The organism is Stenotrophomonas sp. GW821-FHT01H02A (assembly GCF_059422145.1).
On the sequence record NZ_JBWKWI010000008.1, the window covers coordinates 51,639 to 74,861 of the forward strand.

General features: G+C 66.6%; 17 protein-coding genes. 11 read left to right on the plus strand and 6 right to left on the minus strand.

From position 1 onward, the window contains the following. Nucleotides 1-25: 25 nt before the first annotated feature. From AC07WC_RS13240 to AC07WC_RS13270, 7 genes are all read left to right on the plus strand, one after another. Nucleotides 26-3,085, plus strand: a complete 3,060-nt coding sequence (locus tag AC07WC_RS13240) for a TonB-dependent receptor (RefSeq protein WP_495210406.1) — start codon at nucleotides 26-28, stop codon at nucleotides 3,083-3,085. 226 nt (nucleotides 3,086-3,311) lie between these two features. Further along, the gene (locus AC07WC_RS13245) at nucleotides 3,312-4,925 is read left to right on the plus strand and encodes a glucoamylase family protein (RefSeq protein ID WP_495210407.1); all 1,614 of its coding nucleotides are present in this window, start codon (nucleotides 3,312-3,314) and stop codon (nucleotides 4,923-4,925) included. A 33-nt stretch (nucleotides 4,926-4,958) separates the two neighbouring features. Continuing rightward, nucleotides 4,959-6,275, plus strand: a complete 1,317-nt coding sequence (locus tag AC07WC_RS13250) for a sugar ABC transporter substrate-binding protein (protein ID WP_495210408.1) — start codon at nucleotides 4,959-4,961, stop codon at nucleotides 6,273-6,275. After that, nucleotides 6,272-7,153: a carbohydrate ABC transporter permease gene (locus AC07WC_RS13255; protein ID WP_019182881.1), complete on the plus strand. Its 882-nt coding sequence runs from the start codon at nucleotides 6,272-6,274 to the stop codon at nucleotides 7,151-7,153. The genes AC07WC_RS13250 and AC07WC_RS13255 overlap by 4 nt, the downstream gene beginning before the upstream one ends. Beyond that, complete coding sequence (locus AC07WC_RS13260) at nucleotides 7,150-7,986, plus strand: carbohydrate ABC transporter permease (RefSeq protein ID WP_495210409.1); 837 nt, start codon at nucleotides 7,150-7,152, stop codon at nucleotides 7,984-7,986. The genes AC07WC_RS13255 and AC07WC_RS13260 overlap by 4 nt, the downstream gene beginning before the upstream one ends. Beyond that, nucleotides 7,983-11,165: a discoidin domain-containing protein gene (locus tag AC07WC_RS13265; RefSeq protein ID WP_495210410.1), complete on the plus strand. Its 3,183-nt coding sequence runs from the start codon at nucleotides 7,983-7,985 to the stop codon at nucleotides 11,163-11,165. The genes AC07WC_RS13260 and AC07WC_RS13265 overlap by 4 nt, the downstream gene beginning before the upstream one ends. Beyond that, a complete protein-coding gene (locus AC07WC_RS13270) occupies nucleotides 11,165-12,043 on the plus strand; it encodes an endonuclease/exonuclease/phosphatase family protein (protein WP_495210411.1) in 879 nt (292 codons plus the stop codon). Before AC07WC_RS13265 ends, AC07WC_RS13270 begins: the two co-directional genes overlap by 1 nt. Before the next feature lie 257 nt (nucleotides 12,044-12,300). Here the strand turns inward: AC07WC_RS13270 and AC07WC_RS13275 are convergent, their stop codons facing one another. Beyond that, nucleotides 12,301-15,762: an Rne/Rng family ribonuclease gene (locus AC07WC_RS13275; RefSeq protein ID WP_495210412.1), complete on the minus strand. Its 3,462-nt coding sequence runs from the start codon at nucleotides 15,760-15,762 to the stop codon at nucleotides 12,301-12,303. Between the two features lie 403 nt (nucleotides 15,763-16,165). Here AC07WC_RS13275 and AC07WC_RS13280 point away from each other — a divergent pair, with 403 nt between their 5' ends. Then, a complete protein-coding gene (locus AC07WC_RS13280) occupies nucleotides 16,166-17,143 on the plus strand; it encodes an RluA family pseudouridine synthase (RefSeq protein WP_026069733.1) in 978 nt (325 codons plus the stop codon). Between the two features lie 21 nt (nucleotides 17,144-17,164). Here AC07WC_RS13280 and zupT read toward each other — a convergent pair whose 3' ends face one another. The 3 genes from zupT to AC07WC_RS13295 all read right to left on the minus strand — a co-directional run bounded on the left by zupT (nucleotide 17,165) and on the right by AC07WC_RS13295 (nucleotide 18,928). Next, nucleotides 17,165-17,974: a zinc transporter ZupT gene (gene zupT, locus AC07WC_RS13285; RefSeq protein WP_019182887.1), complete on the minus strand. Its 810-nt coding sequence runs from the start codon at nucleotides 17,972-17,974 to the stop codon at nucleotides 17,165-17,167. Between the two features lie 188 nt (nucleotides 17,975-18,162). Further along, a complete protein-coding gene (locus AC07WC_RS13290; protein ID WP_495210413.1) occupies nucleotides 18,163-18,582 on the minus strand; it encodes an energy transducer TonB in 420 nt (139 codons plus the stop codon). A 4-nt stretch (nucleotides 18,583-18,586) separates the two neighbouring features. After that, nucleotides 18,587-18,928, minus strand: a complete 342-nt coding sequence (locus AC07WC_RS13295) for a 4a-hydroxytetrahydrobiopterin dehydratase (protein ID WP_495210414.1) — start codon at nucleotides 18,926-18,928, stop codon at nucleotides 18,587-18,589. A 90-nt stretch (nucleotides 18,929-19,018) separates the two neighbouring features. Between AC07WC_RS13295 and AC07WC_RS13300 the strand changes: the two genes are divergently transcribed. Both AC07WC_RS13300 and AC07WC_RS13305 read left to right on the plus strand, forming a co-directional pair. Continuing rightward, on the plus strand, nucleotides 19,019-19,618 hold the full coding sequence (locus AC07WC_RS13300) for an NfuA family Fe-S biogenesis protein (protein WP_495210415.1): 600 nt from the start codon (nucleotides 19,019-19,021) through the stop codon (nucleotides 19,616-19,618). A 9-nt stretch (nucleotides 19,619-19,627) separates the two neighbouring features. Continuing rightward, entirely contained in the window at nucleotides 19,628-21,364 is a 1,737-nt protein-coding gene (locus tag AC07WC_RS13305; protein WP_495210416.1) for a hypothetical protein, read from the plus strand. A gap of 49 nt (nucleotides 21,365-21,413) precedes the next feature. Here the strand turns inward: AC07WC_RS13305 and AC07WC_RS13310 are convergent, their stop codons facing one another. Both AC07WC_RS13310 and AC07WC_RS13315 read right to left on the minus strand, forming a co-directional pair. After that, nucleotides 21,414-21,863 (minus strand): barstar family protein, encoded by a 450-nt coding sequence (locus tag AC07WC_RS13310; protein WP_495210417.1) that lies wholly within the window; start codon nucleotides 21,861-21,863, stop codon nucleotides 21,414-21,416. After that, on the minus strand, nucleotides 21,860-22,324 hold the full coding sequence (locus tag AC07WC_RS13315) for a guanyl-specific ribonuclease (RefSeq protein ID WP_495210418.1): 465 nt from the start codon (nucleotides 22,322-22,324) through the stop codon (nucleotides 21,860-21,862). Before AC07WC_RS13315 ends, AC07WC_RS13310 begins: the two co-directional genes overlap by 4 nt. Before the next feature lie 266 nt (nucleotides 22,325-22,590). On the opposite strand from AC07WC_RS13315, the gene AC07WC_RS13320 reads away from it, so the two are divergent. Further along, complete coding sequence (locus tag AC07WC_RS13320) at nucleotides 22,591-23,202, plus strand: superoxide dismutase (RefSeq protein WP_019182895.1); 612 nt, start codon at nucleotides 22,591-22,593, stop codon at nucleotides 23,200-23,202. The last annotated feature ends 21 nt before the right edge of the window (nucleotides 23,203-23,223 follow it).

A 23,223-nucleotide genomic window follows, 5' to 3' on the forward strand; every position in this document is an offset into this window, starting at 1 on the left:
CGGCCACCACCACCCGGAGAGTTACATGACGTATTCCAATCACCGCAACCGCGCGCCCGCACGCAGTCTGTTGACCAGCGCGCTGGTCACCTGCCTGATGCTGGGCGCCGCCCCGAGCGTGATGGCGCAGTCGGCCACCTCGTCGCTGCGCGGCCAGGTCGCCGAGGCTGCCGCCGGCACCGAAGTCACCGCCACCAACGTCGCCAGCGGCACCGTGCGCCGCGCCACCACCCGTGCCGATGGCAGCTACTCGCTGATGGGCCTGGACCCGGGCACCTACAACGTCGTGGCCAATGGCCAGACCCAGAAGGTGACGGTCACCGTGGCCTCCACCGCGACCCTGAACTTCAGCGGCGCGCCGGCCAACGGCAGCACCGCCAACGCCACCAACCTGGACACGGTCAACGTCATTGCACCGACCCTGCTGCAGGAAGTGCGTACCTCCGAAGTGGGCAAGACGGTCAGCCTGCAGCAGATCCAGACCACCCCGCAGGTGTCGCGCAACTTCCTGGAATTCGCCGACGCGGTGCCGGGCCTGATCTTCACCCGTGATGCCAAGGGCAACACCTCGCTGCGCGGCGGTGCCACCAACTCCGACGGCACCAACGTCTACATCGATGGCGTGGGCCAGAAGAGCTACGTCAAGGGCGGCGGCGTGGCCGGCCAGTCCGGCAGCGCCGGCAACCCGTTCCCGCAGCTGGCGATCGGCGAATACAAGGTCATCAGCGGCAACTACAAGGCCGAATATGGCCAGGTGTCGAGCGCGGCCGTGACCGCGGCGACCAAGTCCGGTACCAACGAGTTCAAGGGTGAAACCTTCTACCGTTACACCAACGAAGACATGCGCGCCAAGACCCCGGCCGAGCGTCAGGCTGGCCAGACCAAAGAGGCATCGGCCGAGAAGGAATACGGGTTTGCATTGGGTGGTCCGATCATCCAGGACAAGGCCCACTTCTTCGTGACCTACGAAGCCAAGCGCTTCGATCTGCCGGTCACCATCGCGCCGGACGGCGCGGTCACCGGTGCTGCCGGCCTGCTGCCGCCCGCAGGCGCCGCCGGCTTGGGCCCGGCCAGCCAGCCGTTCCAGCAGGATCTGATCTTCGGCAAGATCGACTTCGAGCCGACCGACAACGATCGCATCGAGCTGACCTTCCAGGACCGCGATGAAACCCAGTCGCAGTTCAGTGGCCAGACCTCGCCGGAAGCCGGTCGTGAAGTGGTCAACACCGACCGTCGTTACGCCCTGCGCTGGAACCACAGCGGCGAGCGTTACTACAACGAAATGATGGTCACCCATGAAGATTCGTTCAACAACCCGACCCCGCTGACCCTGGCCAACGGCATCACCTACACCGCACCGGACGGCACCGAAGACCGCACCGTGGTGAAGATCGGTGGCGCATCGGCACTGGATTCGCAGGTGAAGGGCCAGAAGGGCTGGTCGATCGAAGACAACCTGACCCTGGATGGCATCCAGTGGGCCGGCGACCACACCATCAAGATGGGCGTGAAGTACAAGGCGATCGACCTGTACGCCTCCGATGCGGCGCAGATCAACCCGACCTTCACCTACAGCCTGGGCGATCCGGACTTCCCCGACTCCATTCCGTACAAGGCGCAGTTCGTCAAGCCGGTGACCGGCGTGGACGGCGTGTCCGGTGAAGTGCGTTCGAAGTCCAAACAGTACGGCGTTTTCATCCAGGACGACTGGCAGGTCAACGACCACCTGCAGCTCAACCTCGGCCTGCGCTGGGATTACGAAAAGACCCCGTCCTACCTGGACTTCGTCACCCCGCAGGCCGTGGTCGACGCGATCTATTCGCAGGATCCGCGCGCCGCCGCCGGCCAGACCTACGCCGATTCGCTGGCGCTGGGCGGCCTGGACATCAGCGACTACATCAGCAACGGCCACAACCGCAAGGCATTCAAGGATGCCTGGCAGCCGCGCCTGGGCTTCTCGTATGACATCAACGCCGACGAGCAGCACGTGATCCACGGTGGTGCCGGCCGTTCGTACGACCGCGACCTGTTCGACAACCTGCAGTTGGAAACCACCAAGCTGGCCCTGCCGCAGCCGACCATCTACTTCCGCAACCCGGCCACCGGCACCTGCATCAACGGCCAGGCCGCCTGCTATGACTGGGACCCGAACCTGCTCAACGGCATCGGCAACCTGCAGGCGCTGGTCGGTGCAACCAGCAATGCCGGCCTGGAAGTGGATCTGCTGAACAACAAGCTGAAGGCTCCGTACTCGGATCAGTTCAGCCTGGGCATGAGCAACCAGATCGGTGACTGGCTGACCGACGCCACCATCGCCCGTACCCTGAGCTACGACGGCTTCGCCTTCACCCTGGGCAACCGTTACCCGACCGGCCAGTTCTTCGATGACCCGCGCCTGTGCGGTGGCACCGACCCGGGCCTGAGCCAGGCCTGGAGCTGCAACGTGCCGGGCTTCGGCAGCCTGATCATCGGCCAGCAGGGCATCAAGACCCGTGCGACCCAGGTCCTGCTGTCGGCGCAGAAGCCGTTCACCCAGGAAAGCGGCTGGGGCACCTCGGTGGCCTACACCTGGACCACCGCGCGCCACAACCGTGACATCAACGAGAAGTACGCGTTCGACCGCGGCCTGATCGAAGATTATCCGACCATCCGTTCCAACGGCGCGCCGCGCCACCGCCTGGTGGTCACCGGTTCGTACGCGGGCTTCTGGGGCATCACCTTCGGTGGCAAGGTCACTCTGGCCACCCCGACCGCCGTCAACGACTGGTACCCGGTGCCGCAGGCCAGTGGCTACAACCTGCCGACTCCGCAGGCGGCGGTGCCCAACGCCAATGGCAAGTTCCTGCTGGGCGGCAAGATCTTCGGCTACCGTTCGGTCGATCTGCAGGCGACGAAGACGTTCAAGATGCCGGGCGAGACCGAGCTGTACGCGCGCATCGACATCATCAACGTGTTCAACTTCGACAACTTCTCCACCTACAACTACGTCAAGACCAACGGCAAGCTGCAGGCCAGCTACAACGAGACCGGCGAGATCATCGGTACGCCGCGTCAGGTCAAGGCAGAAGTCGGCTTCCGCTTCTGATGCAACAACGGCCCCGTTCTCGGACGGGGCCGGTTTCATGGCAATGGCTGGCCCTCGGGCCAGTCCATTGTCCAGGCCGGTGCCACGGAGGGTGGCAGCGGCCTGGGCAATGACCCGCTTTCCCGGACCACGCACGCGTGGTTTTTTAAGGCGGCGTTCTGTAAACGATTTCAGGTCATTGGACGTTATGCTTCCCAGTCACGAACACCGTAGAAGGAGTTGGCCCATGCAGGCACGCCACCTGTTGACCGCCGCGGCGATCAGCGTCGCCGCCGCTGCCTGTCAGCCGCAGGCCCAGCAGGAGCCGGCCAAGCCCAAGCCGCCCGTGATCCTGGTCGAGGCGGATGTGCCGCCACGGCCGATGAAGCCGGAACTGCCGCCGCTGTTCGACGATATCGAGCGCCGCACCTTCCAGTTCTTCTGGGATACCACCAACGAGGTCAACGGGCTCAGCCCGGACCGCTACCCGTCGCGTCCGTTCGCCAGCATCGCGTCGGTGGGCTACGCGTTGACCGCCTATCCGATCGGCATCGAGAACGGTTGGGTCAGCCGCACCCAGGCGATCGACCGCACGCTGCTGACGCTGAAGTATTTCCGCGATCTGCCGATGGGGCCGCAGCGCACCGGCAAGGCCGGTTACAAGGGCTTCTACTACCACTTCCTGGACATGCAGGAAGGCCGCCGCTACGACTCCTGGGTGGAGCTCTCCAGCGTGGATACCGCGCTGCTGATGATGGGCGTGCTGTTCGCACAGTCCTATTACAGCGGTGACGACCCGCGCGAGAAGGAGATCCGCGAGATCGCCGATACGCTCTACAAACGCGTGGACTGGCCGTGGCTGCAGCAGCGCGCGCCGCTGATCTCGATGGGCTGGTTCCCGGAGAGCGGCTTCATCGACCATGACTGGATGGGCTACAACGAAGCGATGATGGTCTACATCCTCGCGCTCGGCTCGCCGACCCACCCGGTCAGCCCGGACGCCTGGACGGTCTGGACGCGGACCTACGACAACGACTGGGGCGTCTACCAGGGCCAGGAATACCTGTCCTTCGGCCCGCTGTTTGGCCACCAGTACACGCATGTGTGGGTGGACTTCCGCGACATCCAGGACGCCTACATGCGCGAGCGGGGCAGCACCTACTTCCTCAACAGCCGTTCGGCCGCCCTGGCGCAGCGCGAGTATGCGATCGCCAACCCGATGAACTGGAAGGATTACGGCCAGAACGTATGGGGCCTGACCGCCAGCGACGGGCCGCAGAACACGACCCAGGAGTACCGCGGCGAGCAGCGCCAGTTCCGCCATTACTCCTCGCGCGGCGCTGGCCTGCGCGAGAATTTCGATGACGGCACCATCGCGCCGACCGCCGCGATCGCCTCGATCGTGTTCGCCCCGGAAGAAGTCATCCCGGCCGCGGTGGAGATGCACAAGCGCTACGGCGATTACATCTACTCCAGCTACGGCTTCCTGGATTCGTTCAACCCGAGCTTCAACTACGACATCCCGATCAAGACCGGTCGCCTGGTGCCCGATCGCGGCTGGGTGGCCAGCGATTACATCGGCATCGACCAGGGCCCGATCCTGACCATGATCGCCAACTACCGGAACGATTTCGTCTGGGACGTGATGAAGAAGAACGCGCATATCCGCAAGGGTCTGGAGCGCGCCGGCTTCAGTGGTGGCTGGTTGACGCCGGAAGGCGAGGACCAGCCGATGGAGCTGCAGAAGGATGAAAAGGCGGCCTCGGCCCGCTCGGTCGGCATCGCCGAATCGCGCGCGGCGGCCGCCCAGGAACAGAAGAACAATTCCAATTCGAACCGCAACCAGCAGCAGGGGAAGTAAGCAGTGCCATCGTCGTCGCGCCCGAAGCTGGGGTTGAGTCTGTTGCTGCTGCTGGTCGGCAGCCTGTTGTTGAGTGCCTGCCGGAAAGAACCGGAAGGCGTGACCGTGCGTTTCTGGGCGATGGGCCGCGAGGCCGAAGTGGTCACCGGCCTGATCCGCGAGTTCGAGGCGGAAAATCCCGGCATCCATGTCGATGTGCAGAACATCCCGTGGACGGCCGCGCATGAAAAACTGTTGACCGCGTTCGCGGCCGACGGCCTGCCGGATGTGTGCCAGCTTGGCAACACCTGGATTCCCGAGTTCGCCGAGCTCAACACCCTGACCCCGCTGCAGCCCTACGTGGCGCAGTCCAAGGTGGTGGACCCGGCCGACTACTTCCAGGGCATCTGGGACACCAACGTCATCCATGACGAACTGGTCGGCGTGCCGTGGTACGTCGATACGCGCCTGCTGTATTACCGCAAGGACATGCTGGCCAAGGCCGGCTATGACCATCCGCCCCGCACCTGGGACGAGTGGAACGCGATGATGGCGGCGATCAAGAAGATGCAGGGCGCGAACCGCTATGCGGTGTTGATGCCGATCAACGAGTTCGAGCAGCAGCTGTCCTTCGCATTGCAGCAGCCGGATCCGCTGCTGCGTGACGACGACACCCGCGGCAATTTCAGCAGCCCCGGCTTCCGCAGGACGCTGGGTTTCTACGAGAACATGTTCGCGCAGGGCTGGGCCCCGCGCATGTCCGAGACGCAGATCTCCAATGTCTGGGATGAGTTCTTCCGTGGCTTCAACGTGTTCTACGTGTCCGGCCCCTGGAACATCCGCGAATTCAAGAAGCTGCAGCCCAAGGCACTGGAAGGGCAGTGGGGCACCGCCGCGCTGCCGGGTCCGGATGGCCCGGGCGCCGGCATCGCCGGCGGCACCAGCCTGGTGATCTTCCGCTCCTCGCAGCAGAAGGAAGCCTCGTGGAAGCTGATCGAGTTCCTGTCGCGCCCGGCGATCCAGGAACGCTTCCATTCGATCATCGGTGACCTGCCGCCGCGGCGCAGCACCTGGGAGTACCCCTCGCTGGCCAACGATCCGTTGGCGCAGCCGTTCCGCGATCAGCTCGAGCGGGTCAAGCCGACCCCGAAGGTGCTGGAGTGGGAGCGCATCGTGCAGGAAATGCGGATCATCACCGAACAGGTGGTGCGTGGTGGCATGGATCAGGACGTGGCAGTGAAAGAGCTGGACAAGCGCGTGGACAAAGTCCTCGCCAAACGCCGTTGGATGCATGAGCAGCATCGGCAGGACGCGTCGGGCGTGAGTGACAAGCAGCACTCCAGCGCGGTCGCCACGGAGGCAGCACCATGAAGCAGCGTTCGCTTGCCGGCTGGATGTTCGCCGGCCCGGCCATCCTGGTCATTGCGGTGTTCTTCGGCCTGCCGGTGTTCTCGGCGCTGGCGCTGAGCATCACCGATTTCGACCTGTACGCACTTGCCGATGGCGAGAACCTGCGCTTCGTCGGCCTGGGCAACTACATCGATCTGCTGCAGACCCCGATGTTCTGGAAGTCGTTGTGGAACACCACCTACTTCGTGATCGTCGGCGTGCCGATGTCGATCGCGGTGTCGCTGGGCGCAGCGATCCTGCTCAATGCGCCGGCGGCGCGCTTCAAGGCGCTGTTCCGCACTGCGCTGTTCGCCCCGGTGGTGACCACCCTGGTGGCGGTGGCGGTGATCTGGCGTTACCTGTTCCACACCAGCTACGGGCTGGTGAACTACGGCCTGGGCCATCTGGGCATCAGCCCGATCGATTGGCTCGGGGACCCGAACTGGGCGATGCCGACCATCATGCTGTTCGCGGTGTGGAAGAACTTCGGCTACAACATGGTGATCTTCCTGGCCGGCCTGCAGGCGATCCCGCACGACCTGTACGAGGCCGCCCGCATCGACGGTGCCTCGCGCTGGAAACAGTTCCTGCACATCACCCTGCCGATGCTCGGCCCGGTGCTGCTGGTGGTTGGCGTGATCACCGTGTCCGGCTATTTCCAGCTGTTTGCCGAGCCTTACGTGATGACCCGTGGCGACCCACTGCAGAGCACCGTCAGCGTGCTGTATTTCATGTTTGAAGAAGGCTTCAAGTGGTGGAACCTCGGTCGCGCCTCCGCGGTTGCGTTCCTGTTGTTCCTGATCATCCTGGGCGTGACCAGCATCATGCTGCGTTTCGGCCGCAAGAGGCAGTTGGTATGAGTCGTGAAATCGGTCAATCGCGCTGGCATGCCTGGTGGGTCAATGGTGGCCTGCTGGTGCTGGCCGCGCTGAGCCTGGCGCCGCTGTTGTGGATGCTGTCCGTCTCGTTCATGCCGACCGGCGAGGCGGCGCATTTCCCGCCGCCGCTGCTGCCCTCGTCGCTGACCACCGCGAACTACCATGAGTTGTTCTCGCGCACCGGCATGGCCAACAACTTCGTCAACAGCCTGATGGTGTCGCTGGCGATCACCTTCGGCTCGCTGCTGCTCAACACCATGGCCGGCTATGCCTTCGCCAAGCTGCGCTTCGCCGGCCGCGAGCGCATCTTCCAGTTGCTGCTGGCCGCGCTGGTGATCCCGGCGCAGGTGGCGATGCTGCCGCTGTTCCTGCTGATGAAGCAGCTGGGCCTGGTCAACAACTTCGGCGGCGTGATCGTGCCGGCGCTGGCGACCGTGTTCGGCATCTTCCTGGTCCGCCAGTACGCCCGTTCGATCCCGGACGAGCTGCTCGAAGCAGCGCGCATCGACGGGGCAGGGGAGCTTCGGATCTTCTTCCAGATCGTGCTGCCGATGCTCAAGCCGGTGCTGGTGACGCTGTCGATCTTCACCTTCATGGCCGCCTGGAACGATTTCATGTGGCCCTTGATCGTGCTGACCGACCAGGAGCACTACACTCTCCCGGTGGCGCTGGCCACGCTCTCGCGCGAGCACATCATGGACGTTGAAATGATGATGGCCGGCGCGGTGGTCACGGTGGTTCCGGTGCTGCTGCTGTTCCTGGCATTGCAGCGTTATTACATCCAAGGTCTGTTGCTGGGGAGTGTCAAAGGGTGAAGCATGCCGTCGTCGCGGTGGGTCTGGGTCTGGTCTGGTCACTGGCGGCCTCGGCCGCACCGCCGGCGACGCCGGTGCTCCCGGCACCCAAGGTGCTGGACAGCTTCGACGACATGACCCCATGGAAGCTGGTCGTCTCCGACCAGGTCAGTGGTTCGCTGCGCAACGTCGCCGGCAATGGCGGCGGCCGCGCGCTCTGCCTGGACTACGACTTCCACAACGTCTCAGGCTACGTCGGCATCCGCCGCGAACTGGGCATCCAGTACCCGGAGAATTACCAGTTCGGCTTCCAGCTGCGCGGTGATTCGCCGGCCAACGATCTGCAGTTCAAGCTGATCGATGCCAGCGGCGACAACGTGTGGTGGGTCAACCGGCCCGGCTATGCCTTTCCCAAGGCGTGGACGTCGGTGCAGTACCGCAAGCGCCAGATCGACAAGGCTTGGGGCCCGGCCACGGACAGCACGCTCAAGCGCAGCGCTGCGATGGAGTTCACCATCTACAGCAAGGTCGGTGGCAAGGGCACGGTCTGCTTCGACCGGCTCACGCTGCAGGGCCTGCCGCCTGCCGATACTTCCTCGCTGAGCCCGTCGGTGATCGCCGATACCGCCACCGCATTGCAGAACCGCATCGTCGATGGCAAGCCGGACACGGTGTGGATCAGCGGCGGCGTCGCCGAACAGACCATCAGCCTGGACCTGCACAAGGTGCGTGAATTCGGCGGGGCGGTGATCGAGTGGTTGCCCGGGCTGGAGGCGACGCGCTACGCGGTGCGCTCCTCGGCCGACGGGCGCAGCTGGGCCACCCTGCGCGAGGTGACCGCCGGCGGCGGTGGCCGCGACTGGCTGGCCCTGCCGGATACGGAAGCACGCTACCTGCGTTTCGACCTCAAGGGCGGTCCGAACTGGCGCTACGGCATCCGTGACATCACGCTCAAGCCACTCGATTTCGCCGACACCCCGAATGATTTCGTCCGCTCGGTCGGCGCCGACCTGCCGCGCGGTTCGGTGCCGCGTGGCTTCACCGGCGAACAGCCGTACTGGACCCTGCTGGGGCTGGACGGTGGCCGCGAACAGGCGTTGATCGGCGAGGACGGTGCGCTGGAGGTGGCCAAGTCCAGCTTCAGCGTCGAGCCGTTCGTGCTGGTCGACAACAAGCTGCTGACCTGGGCCGACGTCAAGACCAGCCAGTCGCTGCAGGATGATTACCTGCCGATCGCCAATGTCGGCTGGACCCATGACAAGGCCGGCCTGCAGGTCACCGGCTTCGTCCAGGGCACGCCTGATAACGCGCAGCTGGTCGGGCGCTATACCCTGCGCAACCCGGACAAGGTGGCGCACGAGTACACCCTGGCCCTGGCCGTACGCCCGTGGCAGGTGAACCCGCCGACCCAGTTCCTCAACACCGTGGGCGGCGTCAGCCGGATCGACAACCTGTCGGTCGACCCGAGCCATGTGGACGTCAACGGCAAGCCGCGCCTGTACCCCGCGCAGGCGCCGGATGCCGCGTTCGCGACCGCGTTCGACAGCAAGCTGGACGTGGTCCACCTGGCCAGCGGCAAGCTGCCGGGCACCACGGAAGTGAAGGACGTTACCGGACTGGCCTCGGGCGCACTGCTGTATCGCTGGAAGCTGGAGCCCGGCCAGAGCCGCGAGGTCGCCATCGTGTTGCCGCAGACCGGCAACTGGACGATGCCCACGGCCTTCGATGCGGCCAAGGCGCAGCAGCAGGTCGCCTCGATGTGGCGGACCAAGCTGGACCAGGTGACGCTGCAGGTGCCCGCCGCCGGCAAGCCGCTGGCCGATACGCTGCGCACCGCGCTGGCGCACATGCTGATCTCGCGGATCGGGCCGAGTCTGCAGCCGGGCACGCGCTCGTACTCGCGCAGCTGGATCCGCGATGGCGCGATGATTTCCGAAGGCCTGCTGCGCATGGGCCGCAGCGATGCCGTGCGCCAGTACGTAAACTGGTACGCGCCGTACCAGTTCGATAACGGCAAAGTGCCGTGCTGCGTGGACTCGCGCGGCAGCGACCCGGTGCCGGAGAACGACAGCCATGGCGAGTTGATCTTCAACATCGCCGAGTACTGGCGCTACACCGGCGACACCACCTTCCTGGAGGTGATGTGGCCGCACGTGCAGGGCGCCTACCAGTACATGGAACAGCTGCGCCTGAGCGAGCGTACGGAAGAAAACCGCGCGCGCAACCCGGCCTTCTACGGGATGATGCCGGTCTCGATCAGCCATGAAGGCTATTCGGCCAAACCGATGCATTCGTACTGGGACAATTTCTGGGCGCTGCGTGGCTACAAGGACGCCGCGATCATCGCCGGCACCCTGGGCAAGGCCGAGGCGATGCAGATCAGCGAGTCGCGCGATCAGTTCCGTGACGACCTGCAGGCCTCGCTGCTGGCGGCGACCGCACAGCACAAGATCGACTATCTGCCGGGATCGGCCGAGCTGGGCGATTTCGATGCGACCTCGACCACCATCGCGCTGGCACCGGCCGGTGAGCAGGGGCGCCTCCCGCAGCCGTACTTGAACAACACCTTCGAGCGCTACTGGAGTGAGTTCGAAGCGCGCCGCGACGGCAAGCGCGAGTGGAAGGACTACACCCCGTACGAGTGGCGCAACGTCGCCGCGTTCGTACGCCTGGGCTGGCGTGATCGCGCCTGGCAGGCGACCGAATTCTTCTTCAGGGACCGCGCGCCGCAGCCCTGGAACCAGTGGGCCGAAGTGGTCTCGCACACGCCGCGCAAGCCATTCTTCCTCGGCGACCTGCCGCATGCATGGGTGGCCTCGGACTTCGTGCGCTCGGCCTTGGACATGTTCGCCTACAGCCGCGACATCGATGACAGCCTGGTGCTGGCCGCCGGCGTGCCGTCACGCTGGCTGGAAGGCAAGGGCATCGGCGTGCAGGGCCTGCGCACCCCGAACGGGCAGCTCAACTACGCGCTGGTCCGCAACGACAAGCAGCTCACCCTGAACGTGTCGGCCGGCTTGATTCCGCCAGCGGGCGGCGTGGTGCTGCCGTGGCCGTACAGCGGCGAGCCGGGCGCCACCACCATCAACGGTGAGCCGGCGCAATGGGTGGGCGGTGAGCTGCGTGTGATGCAGGTGCCGGCCAAGGTCGAGATCGAGATTCCGGCGTCGGTACGCCGGGCGGAACGCAAGGCACCGTAATGCAGCAGATGACGAAAGGGATGCGCGGCCTGTTGGCCGCCGTGCTGGCGTTCGCGCCGTTGATGGCGCTGGCGCAGGACGCCGGGGCAGGGGCGCCGCAGGAGATGACCATGGTCACCTTCAACCTGCACCATGACCGCGAAAACTGGCCGGCACGCCGCCAGGTGATCCTGCGCGAGCTGCAGGCGCTGCAGCCCGATGCGATCGCGTTGCAGGAAGTGATCCAGAAGCCCCACGTGCGCAACCAGGCCGCGTGGCTGGCACGCAGGCTTGGCTATGAGTACCAGTTCGTCTCCACCGATCCGCCGGGGCGACTCAAGCGCTATGGCAATGCGCTGCTGACCCGGCGCCCGGTGCTGTCGCGCAACGACCACCTGCTGGCGCCGATCAATGATTACCGCACCGTGGCGCATCTGCGCATCGATGTGGACGGCCATCCGGTCAATGTCTATGCCACGCACTTGAACGAACGTTCGGACGAAGCGGGCAGCCGCATCCGCGGCGAGCAGGTGGCGGATCTGTTGACGTTCATCGCACAGACCGCGGGCGACGCGCCGGTGGTCGTGGCAGGCGACTTCAATGCGCTGGTGGATGCGGGCGACCTGAGCGAGCTGCGCAACCACTACGGCGACAGCTACGGCAGCGTGCACGTCAACAACGAGCTGGCCCAGGTCAGCACGCTCAACCGGCACTACTACGATGCGCCGTCGCGCATCGACCACATCTTCTTCCAGCAGGATCGCCTGCTTGCCCGCGAGGCGAAGCTCCTGTTCGACCAGCCGTACGCCGATGGCCGCTGGGCCTCGGACCATTACGGCGTGTGGACCCGGCTGCAGTTCGCGCCGGGCACCGGGAATACCGGGGCGACGACGCCCTGAGGTGCGCGTCGCGTCGTCGGTGACGGCGCAGCACGCAAACGGCCGCATCCACGCATGGCGTGGATCTGCCTGTGATGCGTCCCTTGCACGATCCGCGCATGACGGTGATGCACCCTTGATGCATCCGCGATGCGTGGATGCTCTCAGCGCCGCCACCATGACCGCCTGACGCACGCCGTCTGCTGCGCCATCCAACCCCCCAAACGCAGACAGCGGCCCGAAGGCCGCTGTCTGTTTGTTGCATCACTTACCCAGGATCAGAGCGTGTCGTGCTTTTCCTGGTCCGCCTTGTTGCCTTTCTCGGCCTGCGCGGCATCGGTCGGGATGTCCTCGCGGGCTTCGGCCTGCGCGGCCTGTTCGGCGGCGTCGGTCGCGGCCGGGGTCTCGCTGGCGGCCGAACCGAACAGCTGCCCGTTATGCACGACCGGGCCGGCCGGGGCCGATTCGGTGCGGGCCTGCGGGGCGGCCGCCTGGGCCGGGGCCTGGGTCGCATCGACGGCATCCAGCATGCTGGTCTGCACCGGCGCGGCGGTCGGCTCCTTCACTTCCTCCGCGGCGGTCTGAACAACCGGGGCCGCCGGAGCAGCGGCCGGAGCCGGAGCTGCCGGAGCAGCCGCCGGAGCCGAAGCCGCCGAAGCCGCCGGAGCCGCGACCGGAGCCGGAGCCGCTGGAGCCGCTACCGGAGCCGGAGCTGCCGGAGCAGCCACTGGAGCCGGAGCCACCGGAGCAGCGACCGGGGCCGGAGCCACCGGAGCCACCGGAGCCACCGGAGCCGCGACCGGAGCCGCCACCGGTTCAACCGGACGCGATGCTTCCACCGGTGCGGCCGGCTGGGCAGCGGCCGGGGTCGGCTTCGGGCTTTCCACGAACGGCACCGGGTCGTTGTACGAGGCCGGGGCCTTCTCGGCGACCGGCTCGGCTGCCGGGGCGGCGGCCTTTTCAACGACCGGGGTCGATGCCTGTTCGGCGACCGGTGCAGCCACCACCGTTGCCGGGGTCGGCTCGGTGTGGCCGGCGGTCACCACCGGGCTGCTGACCACTGCGACCGGCGCCGCGGCAGCGACGGCCGCCACCGGGGCCGGGCGCGGTGCCTGGACCGGTGCGGGTGCGGCGGCCGGCGCGTTGCCGGATTCGTCATCGAACTCGAACTCCGGCTGCGGCTGACCGTTGTTGGCGACCTGACGCTCGGCCGGGGCGGCGGTGTCGCCGTCCTGATCGCCATCCTGGTCGTCGCCCTCGTCATCCAGGCCGTTGTCATCACCATTCAGACCATCGCTGCCGGCAGCCTGCTCACCGTTGCCACGGCGGCGGCGACGGCCACCACGACGACCGCGACGACGACGCGAAGCGCCTTCACCGGTACCGTCTTCGGCGTTGGCCGGGGCATCACCCTGTTCGCCAGCGTCGCTCACTGCAGCCTGCGCGTCCTCGGCCACGGCGGCCTTGGTCGCGTCCTGCGCGTGGGCAGCCGATGCCGTGGCATCGGTGGCGACCACGGCAGCGGCGGCGATCACCGCGGCATCGGCGGCGACCGGTGCCGCGGGGGTCGGCTTGGCGGCCTCGGCCTGCGGCTGGCGCGCGGGCTTTTCGCTCACGGCCGGCTTGTCGCCGTCATTCTGCTGCGGCTTGGCCTGGCCGTTCTGGCCCTGCTTCTGCTTCAGCTTCGGCTGCTGCTGGTCATTACGCGCTTCATTGCGCGGCTTGGCCGGCTGCTGCTCGTTGCGCGGCTTGCCCTGGCCGGGCGCCTGCACCTGGGCGGCGTTGCCGTTGGCCGGTGCGGCGGCGTCCTGGCGGCGCTCGTCGCGACGCTCACCCTTCGGGCCACGCTCGCCACGGTCCTTGCCACGGCCCTGCGCCTGCGCATTGCCGTTACCGCCACGCTCGCCACGCTCATCGCGGCGACCATTGCGATCCTTGCCGTTGCGGTCCTTGTTGCGACCATTGCGGTTGCCATCCTGGCCCGGACGGCTGCTCGGCTGCGGCGTGGCGGCCGGGGCCGGCTCACCGCCGAAGATGCGCTTCAACCAACCCACCACGCCGGTCGCGGCCGGAGCCGCCACCGGGGCGGCGACCGGGGCCGGTGCGGCTTCGGGTTCCGGCACGTCGCGAACCGGGGCCGGCTGGCTGTGCTTGACCTGGGTCACCACCGGGGCGACCGGGATGTTCAGCTGGGCCTTGGTCAGGGCGTGCACCGGCAGCTTGCGCGGGGTGCCGCGCTGGTAGCTCGGCTTGCCGCTCTCTTCGCCCAGCTCGTTCTCGCGCAGGCGGGTGACTTCGTAATGCGGGGTGTGCAGCTGCTCATCGGCGACGATCACGATCGGCGCGTCATGGCGCTGTTCGATCTCACGCAGCGCGCTGCGCTTTTCGTTGAGCAGGTAGTTGGCGATCTCGACCGGCGCCTGGACCAGCACCTGCCCGGTGTTCTCCTTCATCGCATGCTCTTCAGCCACGCGGATGATCGACAGCGACAGCGACTCGACGCTGCGCATGCGGCCATGGCCGTCGCAGCGCGGGCAGACGATCTGGCTGGATTCGCCCAGGCTCGGGCGCAGGCGCTGGCGGCTCATTTCCATCAGGCCGAAGCGCGAGATGCGACCCAGCTGCACGCGTGCACGGTCGTACTTGAGCGCGTTCTGCAGGCGGTTCTCGACTTCGCGCTGGTGCTTGTTGGAGGCCATGTCGATGAAATCGATGACCACCAGGCCGCCCAGGTCGCGCAGGCGCAGCTGGCGGGCCACTTCTTCAGCCGCTTCCAGGTTGGTCTGGAAGGCGGTGTCCTCGATGTCGCTGCCCTTGGTGGCGCGCGAGGAGTTCACGTCGATGGCGGTCAGCGCTTCGGTCTGGTCGACCACGATCGAGCCGCCGGACGGCAGGCGGACGTTGCGTTCATAGGCGCCTTCGATCTGCGATTCGATCTGGAAGCGGTTGAACAGCGGGATGTCGTCCTTGTAATGCTTGAGCTTGCGCAGGGTCTGCGGCATCACCTGCTGCATGAACTCCTGGGCGGTTTCGTACAGCTCCTCGGTGTCCACCAGGATCTCGCCGACATCGGCGCGCAGGTAGTCACGCAGGGCGCGCACGATCAGGCGCGATTCCTGGTAGATCAGGAACGAGGCCGGCTTGGTCAGCGCCGCCTCGGCGATCGACTTCCAGACCTGCAGCAGGTAGTCCAGATCCCACTGCAGCTCTTCGGCATCGCGGCCGACGCCGGCGGTGCGGATGATCACGCCCATGTCGTCGGGGATGTTCAGCTTGTCCAGCGCGTCCTTCAGCGCGGCACGGTCTTCGCCCTCGATGCGACGCGAGACGCCACCGGCGCTCGGCGAATTCGGCATCAGGACCATGTAACGGCCGGCCAGCGAGATGAACGTGGTCAGGGCGGCGCCCTTGTTGCCACGCTCTTCCTTGTCCACCTGGACCACGACTTCCTGGCCCTCGCGCAGCAGCTCGCGGATGCCGGCCTTGTTGTGGTCGACGCCAGCCTGGAAGTAATCGCGGGAGATTTCCTTCAGCGGCAGGAAGCCATGGCGCTCACCGCCGTATTCGACGAAGGCCGCTTCCAGGGAAGGCTCAAGGCGCGTGATGCGGCCTTTGTAGATGTTCGACTTCTTCTGTTCCTTGGACGGCTGTTCGATGTCGATGTCGTACAGCGTCTGGCCATCCACGATGGCTACCCGCAGCTCTTCAGCCTGCGTGGCATTGATCAGCATTCGCTTCATTCTTGCGTTCCTCGCGCGCTGCTACCGCGCGGAACGCCATGGGGTTTCGCTTCTGGTCACGCTTCACCGCCCATCGCGCATGCGCGGGGAGGGCGGTTTGGGTTTCCAGCGCTACGACACCACGGCAGGCCGCGGGAGCGCTTCATTTGTTTTGGTTTGGGTGTAACTGGGCCGGAGGCAGCTTTCAGCCAGGCTGGAGCGCCACAGGGACATGTTCAGCGCGAATGCGTGTCAGACATCCGGCGATGGCCGGGACCGCCGGTGAGCCGCTAACATGGCCGCCCCGGGGGCGGTGGCTGCGCACTGTGCCGGAATCGCGGGAAGTCGGGCTTCTGGCCCAGAGCAACTTCCAACGAAATCAATCCCTTATCTCGCCCGCCGAGTGTAACAGAATAAAAGGCCAATGACCGTTACCGAGCCCACCCCCAAAGCCGCTGAAGCCATGACCAGCGTACGTATCATCACTGTCCCGGCCGACCGCGCCGGGCAACGCCTGGACAACTTCCTGCTCGGCCAGCTCAAGGGTGCACCGCGCAGCCTGATCTACAAGCTCGTGCGCAGTGGCCAGGTCCGCGTCAACGGCGGCCGCGCCAAGGCCGAGCGCAAGCTCGAAGGCGGCGACGAAGTCCGGGTGCCGCCGGTCCGTCTCAACGAGGAGGGCGACAAAGCCGGTCCGCCCGCTGCGTTCATGAAAAGGCTGGAAGATGCCATCGTGTTCGAAGACGATCGGCTGCTGGCGTTGAACAAGCCGTCGGGCGTGGCGAGCCACGGCGGCAGCGGTATCAGTTTCGGCGCCATCGAAACCCTGCGCGCGCTGCGCCCGGGCAAGACCCTGGAGCTGGTCCATCGGCTGGACCGGGATACCTCCGGCCTGCTGATCGTGGCCAAGAAGCGTTCGGCCCTGAGCGAATTGCAGGCGCTGCTGCGTGAAGACCATGGCGCCGGCATCCGCAAGCGTTACCTGACCCTGCTGGCCGGCCGCATGCCCGACGGCACCATGACCGTCGATGCCCCGCTGCACGTGGGACTGCGCCAGGGCGGCGAGCGCCACGTGCAGGTCAATCCGATCGGCAAGGAGTCGATCAGCCACTTCAAGGTGCTGGAGCGCAAGGGCGGCCATTCGTACTGCGAAGTGCGGATTGAGACCGGCCGCACCCATCAGATCCGCGTGCATGCCCAGCACCTGGGGCACCCGGTGGCTGGTGACGACAAGTACGGCGATCCGGACGTCAACAAGCGGCTTCGTGAGCAGATCGGACTCAAACGGCTGTTCCTGCACGCGGCCTCGCTGGAGTTCGCGCTGGACGCGGGCAAGACGCCTTACCTGATCAATGCACCGCTGGCCGAGGAGCTGGTGGAGGTGTTGAACCGGTTGAAATGAACCGGCGGGCGCCCCGGCCCATCACCACTTGAACAGCACCAGGCTGATCGCCAGGCTGCCCATGCCGGCCACCAGGCCGTACACGGTCTCGTGGCCCTTGGCATAGCGCTTGGCCGCCGGCAGCAGTTCGTCCAGGGCCAGGAACACCATGACGCCCGAGATGATCCCGAACACCCAGCCGAAGGTAGCGTGGTTGAGCACCCCGGACAGGGCGACATAGCCGATCGCCGCGCCGATCGGTTCGGCCAGCCCGGACAGCAGGCTGGCGCCGAACGCATAGAACTTGTTCTGCGTGGCGAAATACACCGGCACCGCGATCGCGATGCCCTCGGGAATGTTGTGGATGGCGATGGCGAAGGCCAGCGGCATGCCGACCGAGGGGCTCTCCAGGGTGGCGAAGAAGGTCGCCAGGCCCTCGGGGAAGTTGTGCGCGGTGATCGCCACGGCGGTCAGCAGGCCGACCCGCTTGATGTAGGCCTTGTTGTTGTCGCGGAACAGCGGGTCCTGCTTGTCCAGACTCTCGTGGGGGTTCGGGATCAGGTGGTCGATGACCACGATCAGCAGTACGCCGACCAGGAAGGCCGCGGTGCCATAGGCGAAGCCCAGCCGGGCGTCATAGGCCTGCGTGAATGAATCGATCGCCTTGTTGAGGATCTCCGTCAACGAGACGAACACCATCGCGCCGCCGGCAAAGGCCAGTCCGAACGCCAGCAGGCGTGGGTTGGGGCGGCGCGAGAACAGCACCATCAGGCTGCCCAGCGCGGTGGCCAGGCCGGCGGCCAGGGTCACCGCCAGGGCGATCCATACGTTTTCACTGGAAATATCTGGCATCCGCCAACGCGTCCTTGTACGAGAAAAGTACGCCCCGTGATCCGCGCGCTTCCCGGCCGGCCCGCTGCAGGGCGGTGCTCGGCGGAAAGCGGTGATCACCGGGCGCGTGGCGACGCGTCGATCCGACCGGCGCCTTGACGATTCTTGATGCGCGGCTTGCGGCGGCTGACCTCACAACAAGGCGGCGATCAGCCGCCGCGACGCAGCCGCTCTTCGACCGCGAAGCACTGGTCCGGCTTGGGCTGCGGCGGATTGAAGCTCACCGGGACCTGGATCGTGGTCGAGACGGTCTGCCCGGCGCGGGTCGCGGCCTTGAACTGCCAAGCCTGCACGGCCTTTTGTGCCTGCTCGTCGAGCTGGGCGTTGCCACTGCCACTGGCGAGCTGGACCTGGCTGGGCTGGCCGTCGCTGGCGATGGTCACCTTGAAGGTGCTGGTGCCGCCGATGCCCTGGCAGGCCAGTTCGATCGGGTACTCCGGTGGCGGCGTCTTGACCGCGGCGACCTCGGTGGGGGCAGTGACCGGAGCGGCTGGTTCGGCAGGCGTCTTGTTGCAGCCGGCCAGGATGGCCAGGGCAAGGCTGGGCAGCGCGATGTACTGCAGTTTCATGGGGTTACTCCGTCAGGGCCGAGGCTTTTGCCGCGCAGATGAAGTCGTTTTCGCTCAGGCCACCCACGTCATGGGTGGAGAAGCGCACCACGGCGCGGTCGTAATGCACGCCCAGGTCCGGGTGGTGGTCTTCGCGGTGGGCGGTCCAGGCCAGGGCGTTCACGAAGGCCATGGTGCCGTGGTAGTTGTCGAAGCGGAAGGTACGGGTCAGCGCCTGGCCGGCCTCGGCCAGTTCCCAGCCGGGAATCTGGGCCAGCAGCTCGGTGACCCGGGCGGTGCCGAGCTTGTGGTCGCTGCCTTTGCGCGGCACGCAATGGGCTTGCGCCAGCGGAATCAGGTCGGCCATGGGTTCCTCCACATCTGGATGACTGAACAATGCGCGGTCCGGTGTATAAACCGAATGAGCGCATAACAAGGGATTGGCTAGAATAGCCCGATGATCCAGATATCCGACACTGCCCAATCCTATTTCCGCAAGCTGATCGAACGTGAGGCCGTGCCCGGCATGGGCGTGCGCCTGACCGCCGTCGATCCGGGTACCCCGCGCGCCGATGCCCGCCTGGAGTTTGCCGACCCCGGCGAACTGCTCGGTGATGAGTGGGCGGTGGACTGCGATGGCTTCACCCTCTATGTGGCCGCGACCAGCGTGGCCTGGCTCGATGGCGCCGAGATCGATTTCGTCACCAACGCCACCGGCAGCCAGCAGCTGACCATCAAAGCGCCCAAGATCAAGGGCGAGGCGCCGACCGAAGGCTCGTCCCTGGTCGAGCGCGTGCGCTGGGTGGTGGAAAACGAAGTCAATCCGCAGCTGGCCTCGCATGGTGGCAAGGTCGCCGTGCAGGAGGTCTCGGCCGAGGGCGTGGTGCTGCTGCGCTTCGGCGGCGGCTGCCAGGGCTGTGGCATGGCCGATGTCACGCTCAAGCAGGGCATTGAAAAGACCCTGATGGGACGCGTGCCCGGGATCACCGCGGTGCGCGACGCGACCGACCACGAGAGTGGCGACGCGCCGTATATTCCCCGCGGCACGGCTGCCTGATCCCGCTGCGTGCCACTGCGCCGGGCTGACGACATCCTCGATTGGCTGCTGGCTCGCCAGCCGGACAATCGCATTCTCGAAAAAACCACCGGCCTCCCCTATGGGTGGGGCCTGTGGCTGCGCGCGTTGTCGCCGTTGCCGCGGCCGTTCCGCGCCAGCGAAGTATTGGCCGAACTGGTCCAGCGTGAGCCGATGCCTCCCGGTGGGCGCCTGCCCGAACTGAGTTTCGTCCAGGCGATGCGGCGGCTGCTCTGGCAGGGCTGGGATCCCGCGCCGCGCGACCAGCGCTGGATGCGCTGGACCTCGGCGCTGATCAGCGCGCTGCTGCATCTGCTGTTCGCGCTGTTGTTGCTGTGGGTGGCCTTGATCCGGCCGCCGAGCGAGCCGGAACAGGGTGGCGAGAGCGGGCGCATGCAGGTGGAGCTGGTCGGCCGGGGCACGCCGCAGCAGGACGACGGCGGGCAAGCTGCCGTTGCCGAACCGGTCGCCGCTCAAGCTGCTGTTGCTGCGGCGATGGACAGCGCGCAGGCGAAGACGCAGGCCGAAGCCGATGCGCGCACGGCATCCGCCCCGCCGCCGACCGCGGCACCGACGCCGCCGAGCGAGTCGCAACCGGCCCCGCCCGCCACCCCGGCGGTGGAACAGCCGGTCCAGGCGACGGAAGTAGCCCAGGCCACGACGGATTTCGTGGTGCCGCCAACCAGCGTGCCGCGTACCGAAGTGCGGGTGCTCACGCGCGAACCGCAGGACATTGCGGTTCGCGAACGCACCGTGGTCACCGTGGAGGCGCCGACACCGCGCGCCACCGTACCCGCGCCACGCCCGGCCGAGCCGCAATTGCGCACGCCCGAGCTGAGCGTGCAGGAGCGGCAGATCACCGTGGTCGAAGCCCCGACACCGACCGTGGCCATTCCCGGGCCGCGCGTGGACGCCGCCGTGCCGCAACGCGACGTACAGGTGCGCGAGCGCGAGGTCCGGCCGGTGACCGCGCCGGCGGTAAACGTGGCCACAGTGCCCACGCGCGAGGTGGCCGTACCCGGCCGATCGCCCGAGGTCGCCGTGCGCGAACGCGCGGTGCCCAACGCCGCACCGCGTCCGGCACCGCCATCACCGGCCGCGCCAACCCGAACGGCGACGGCCCCGGCCGCAGCCGCGGCCAGCGCGGCGGCCAGTTCGGCGACGGCAGCCGCTGCGACGCGGTCGTCGCCGAGCCCGTCGAAGGCGCCGCCGGGCAGTTGGACCACGCCCAATCGTTCCGACGACTGGGGCGCGGCCAATCATCCGCAGGATGCCGACCTCAACGGCCGGGCCGTGAGCGCGACCCAGGGCAATGGCAGCAGTCTGTTCAAGGCCGATGGCAGCGTGCGCGTGCCTGGCCAGGATGGCCATGGCACTACCGAGCGCGGCGCGCCGGGTGGCGAGAAGGATGGCTGGAGCAAGGAGCGCATCGCGCAGTCCGGCACCTGGCTCAAGCGCCCGCCCTACGACTACACGCCGACCTCGTTCGACAAATACTGGGCACCCAACGAATCGCTGCTGGCCGAATGGGTCCGCAAGGGCATCAAGGCGGTCGAGATCCCGATCCCGGGCACGAGCTCATCGATTTCCTGCGTGATCTCCGTCCTGCAGTTTGGTGGCGGCTGCGGCCTGAGCGATCCGAACATGCAGGACCAACCTGCCATCGCGCGTCCACCGCCGGACATCCCGTTCAAGAAAGAACTGCAGGAAGACAACGGCAGCCGATGAGGCTGCGCCTCATCGGCGGGTAGAGCCACCCATGGGGGGCTGCCCTCGGTTACGGCGTCGCGGCGTCCTCGTCCAGGTCCACGTCTGCATCGCGCAGGGCCACGAATGCCCAGAATGGCACGTTGCTGTCGCCCCAGTAGCGGCTGGCTTCGTCCAGCACATCCAGCAGCGTGTCGAAATCCGCGCCCGCATCGGTGCGCAGCGCATCGGCATCGTTGAAGAACAGCGCATAGCCATTGGCCGGCAGCCAGGCCAGGTCACGCAGGTTGTCGGTCAGCGCATCCCAGTTGCCGCCGAACCCGGTCGGGAAGTCCAGGCGGGCGGCCAGCCGCATCAGCAGCATTCGCTTGTCGTGGCAACCGGCCAGGTCGACCTGGATCACGCGCAGGCCGGCATCGCGCATCGCCGCTGACAAAGGGGCGACATCATCGTTGCCGATCGCATAGATGCCGGCGTTGTTGATGTCGTGCAGGCCCAGCTCGAATCCGTCATGCGTCATTGCCAGCTCCCGGCAGGTGGAACGTCGAAACTGCGGAACGTTTCATAGTGATCATCGGTATAGAACCAGCCGGTAGGGGGTGTGCCGCCGGTGACGATGCGTCGTGCGCCGCGGTTGCCGGCACCGGGCGTGTCCACCGTGTATTCGTGGTAATAGCCGCGCGGCCGCTGTGGCAGCCGCTGTTCGCGGTTGCTGAAGATGCTGCCGTCCTGGCGGTGCGGGAACGGGCCGCCACGCTGGATCAGCGCGATGGTGTCGCGCGCTTCGGCCGGCAGGAACGGGGGCAGGGGATCGTGCGTCGTCCGGCTCGATGGCGTCGGTCCAGGGGTGGCCGGCGCGCTGTCCGGCTGGGTCAGCGATGGCGCGAACTGCGGCGCGGGCGGGCGCTGGGCCAGCTTGATGGCGGCCAAGCCACCGACCAGCAGCACGATGGCGATCAACAACAGCAGCGGCTTGCGCATGAGGGGCCGGGAGCGATGGGCGAGGGCACTACTCTACTGCGATCATCGCCCTGCACGGTGAGGCCCAGCCGAACAGGCATGCCGCACCGCGACGCGCCCGCTGCGGCGGCGGACACCGTCACTGTCGCGTAACGATCCCGACACGCCATCGACCGCGCGGGACGAAGTTTCCTTTACATGACCCTTGGTAAGCTTGTCGGCCATCCCCATCATCGACTCCGCAACGCCCGGTCTTTGCCGGGTGAGTGAGCTACCAGGAGAACCACATGGCCTATACCCTCCCCAAGCTGTCCTACGCCTACGACGCGCTCGAGCCGCATATCGACGCAGCGACGATGGAAATCCACCACACCAAGCATCACCAGACGTACATCAACAACGTCAACGCTGCGCTGGAAGGCACCGAATATGCCGACCTGCCGGTGGAAGAGCTGGTCAAGAAGACCAAGTCGCTGCCGGAAAACCTGCAGGGCGTCGTGCGCAACAACGGCGGCGGCCATGCCAACCACACCCTGTTCTGGACCGTGATGTCGCCCAACGGCGGCGGCGCTCCGGTCGGTGACGTCGCCAAGGCGATCGATTCGCAGCTGGGCGGCGTGGAGAAGTTCAAGGAAGCCTTCACCAAGGCCGCGCTGACCCGCTTCGGCAGCGGCTGGGCCTGGCTGAGCGTCACCCCGGACAAGAAGGTCGTGGTCGAAAGCAGCGCCAACCAGGACAGTCCGCTGATGGACGGCAACACGCCGATCCTGGCCCTGGACGTGTGGGAACACGCGTACTACCTGAAGTACCAGAACCGTCGCCCGGAATACATCGGCGCGTTCTTCAACGTCGTCGACTGGAACGAAGTCGAGCGTCGTTACCAGGAAGCCATTGCCTGATCGGCACGGTCAGCTGATGCG

What these genes read in the sequence shown, in the direction of transcription:
- AC07WC_RS13245 (WP_495210407.1), top strand. Translation starts at nt 3,312, where the DNA reads ATGCAGGCACGCCACCTGTTGACCGCCGCGGCGATCAGCGTCGCCGCC.
- AC07WC_RS13320 (WP_019182895.1), top strand. Translation starts at nt 22,591, where the DNA reads ATGGCCTATACCCTCCCCAAGCTGTCCTACGCCTACGACGCGCTCGAG.
- zupT (WP_019182887.1), bottom strand. Translation starts at nt 17,974, where the DNA reads ATGCCAGATATTTCCAGTGAAAACGTATGGATCGCCCTGGCGGTGACC.
- AC07WC_RS13315 (WP_495210418.1), bottom strand. Translation starts at nt 22,324, where the DNA reads ATGCGCAAGCCGCTGCTGTTGTTGATCGCCATCGTGCTGCTGGTCGGT.
- AC07WC_RS13240 (WP_495210406.1), top strand. Translation starts at nt 26, where the DNA reads ATGACGTATTCCAATCACCGCAACCGCGCGCCCGCACGCAGTCTGTTG.
- AC07WC_RS13280 (WP_026069733.1), top strand. Translation starts at nt 16,166, where the DNA reads ATGACCGTTACCGAGCCCACCCCCAAAGCCGCTGAAGCCATGACCAGC.
- AC07WC_RS13255 (WP_019182881.1), top strand. Translation starts at nt 6,272, where the DNA reads ATGAAGCAGCGTTCGCTTGCCGGCTGGATGTTCGCCGGCCCGGCCATC.
- AC07WC_RS13310 (WP_495210417.1), bottom strand. Translation starts at nt 21,863, where the DNA reads ATGACGCATGACGGATTCGAGCTGGGCCTGCACGACATCAACAACGCC.
- AC07WC_RS13290 (WP_495210413.1), bottom strand. Translation starts at nt 18,582, where the DNA reads ATGAAACTGCAGTACATCGCGCTGCCCAGCCTTGCCCTGGCCATCCTG.
- AC07WC_RS13260 (WP_495210409.1), top strand. Translation starts at nt 7,150, where the DNA reads ATGAGTCGTGAAATCGGTCAATCGCGCTGGCATGCCTGGTGGGTCAAT.
- AC07WC_RS13295 (WP_495210414.1), bottom strand. Translation starts at nt 18,928, where the DNA reads ATGGCCGACCTGATTCCGCTGGCGCAAGCCCATTGCGTGCCGCGCAAA.
- AC07WC_RS13300 (WP_495210415.1), top strand. Translation starts at nt 19,019, where the DNA reads ATGATCCAGATATCCGACACTGCCCAATCCTATTTCCGCAAGCTGATC.
- AC07WC_RS13275 (WP_495210412.1), bottom strand. Translation starts at nt 15,762, where the DNA reads ATGAAGCGAATGCTGATCAATGCCACGCAGGCTGAAGAGCTGCGGGTA.
- AC07WC_RS13270 (WP_495210411.1), top strand. Translation starts at nt 11,165, where the DNA reads ATGCAGCAGATGACGAAAGGGATGCGCGGCCTGTTGGCCGCCGTGCTG.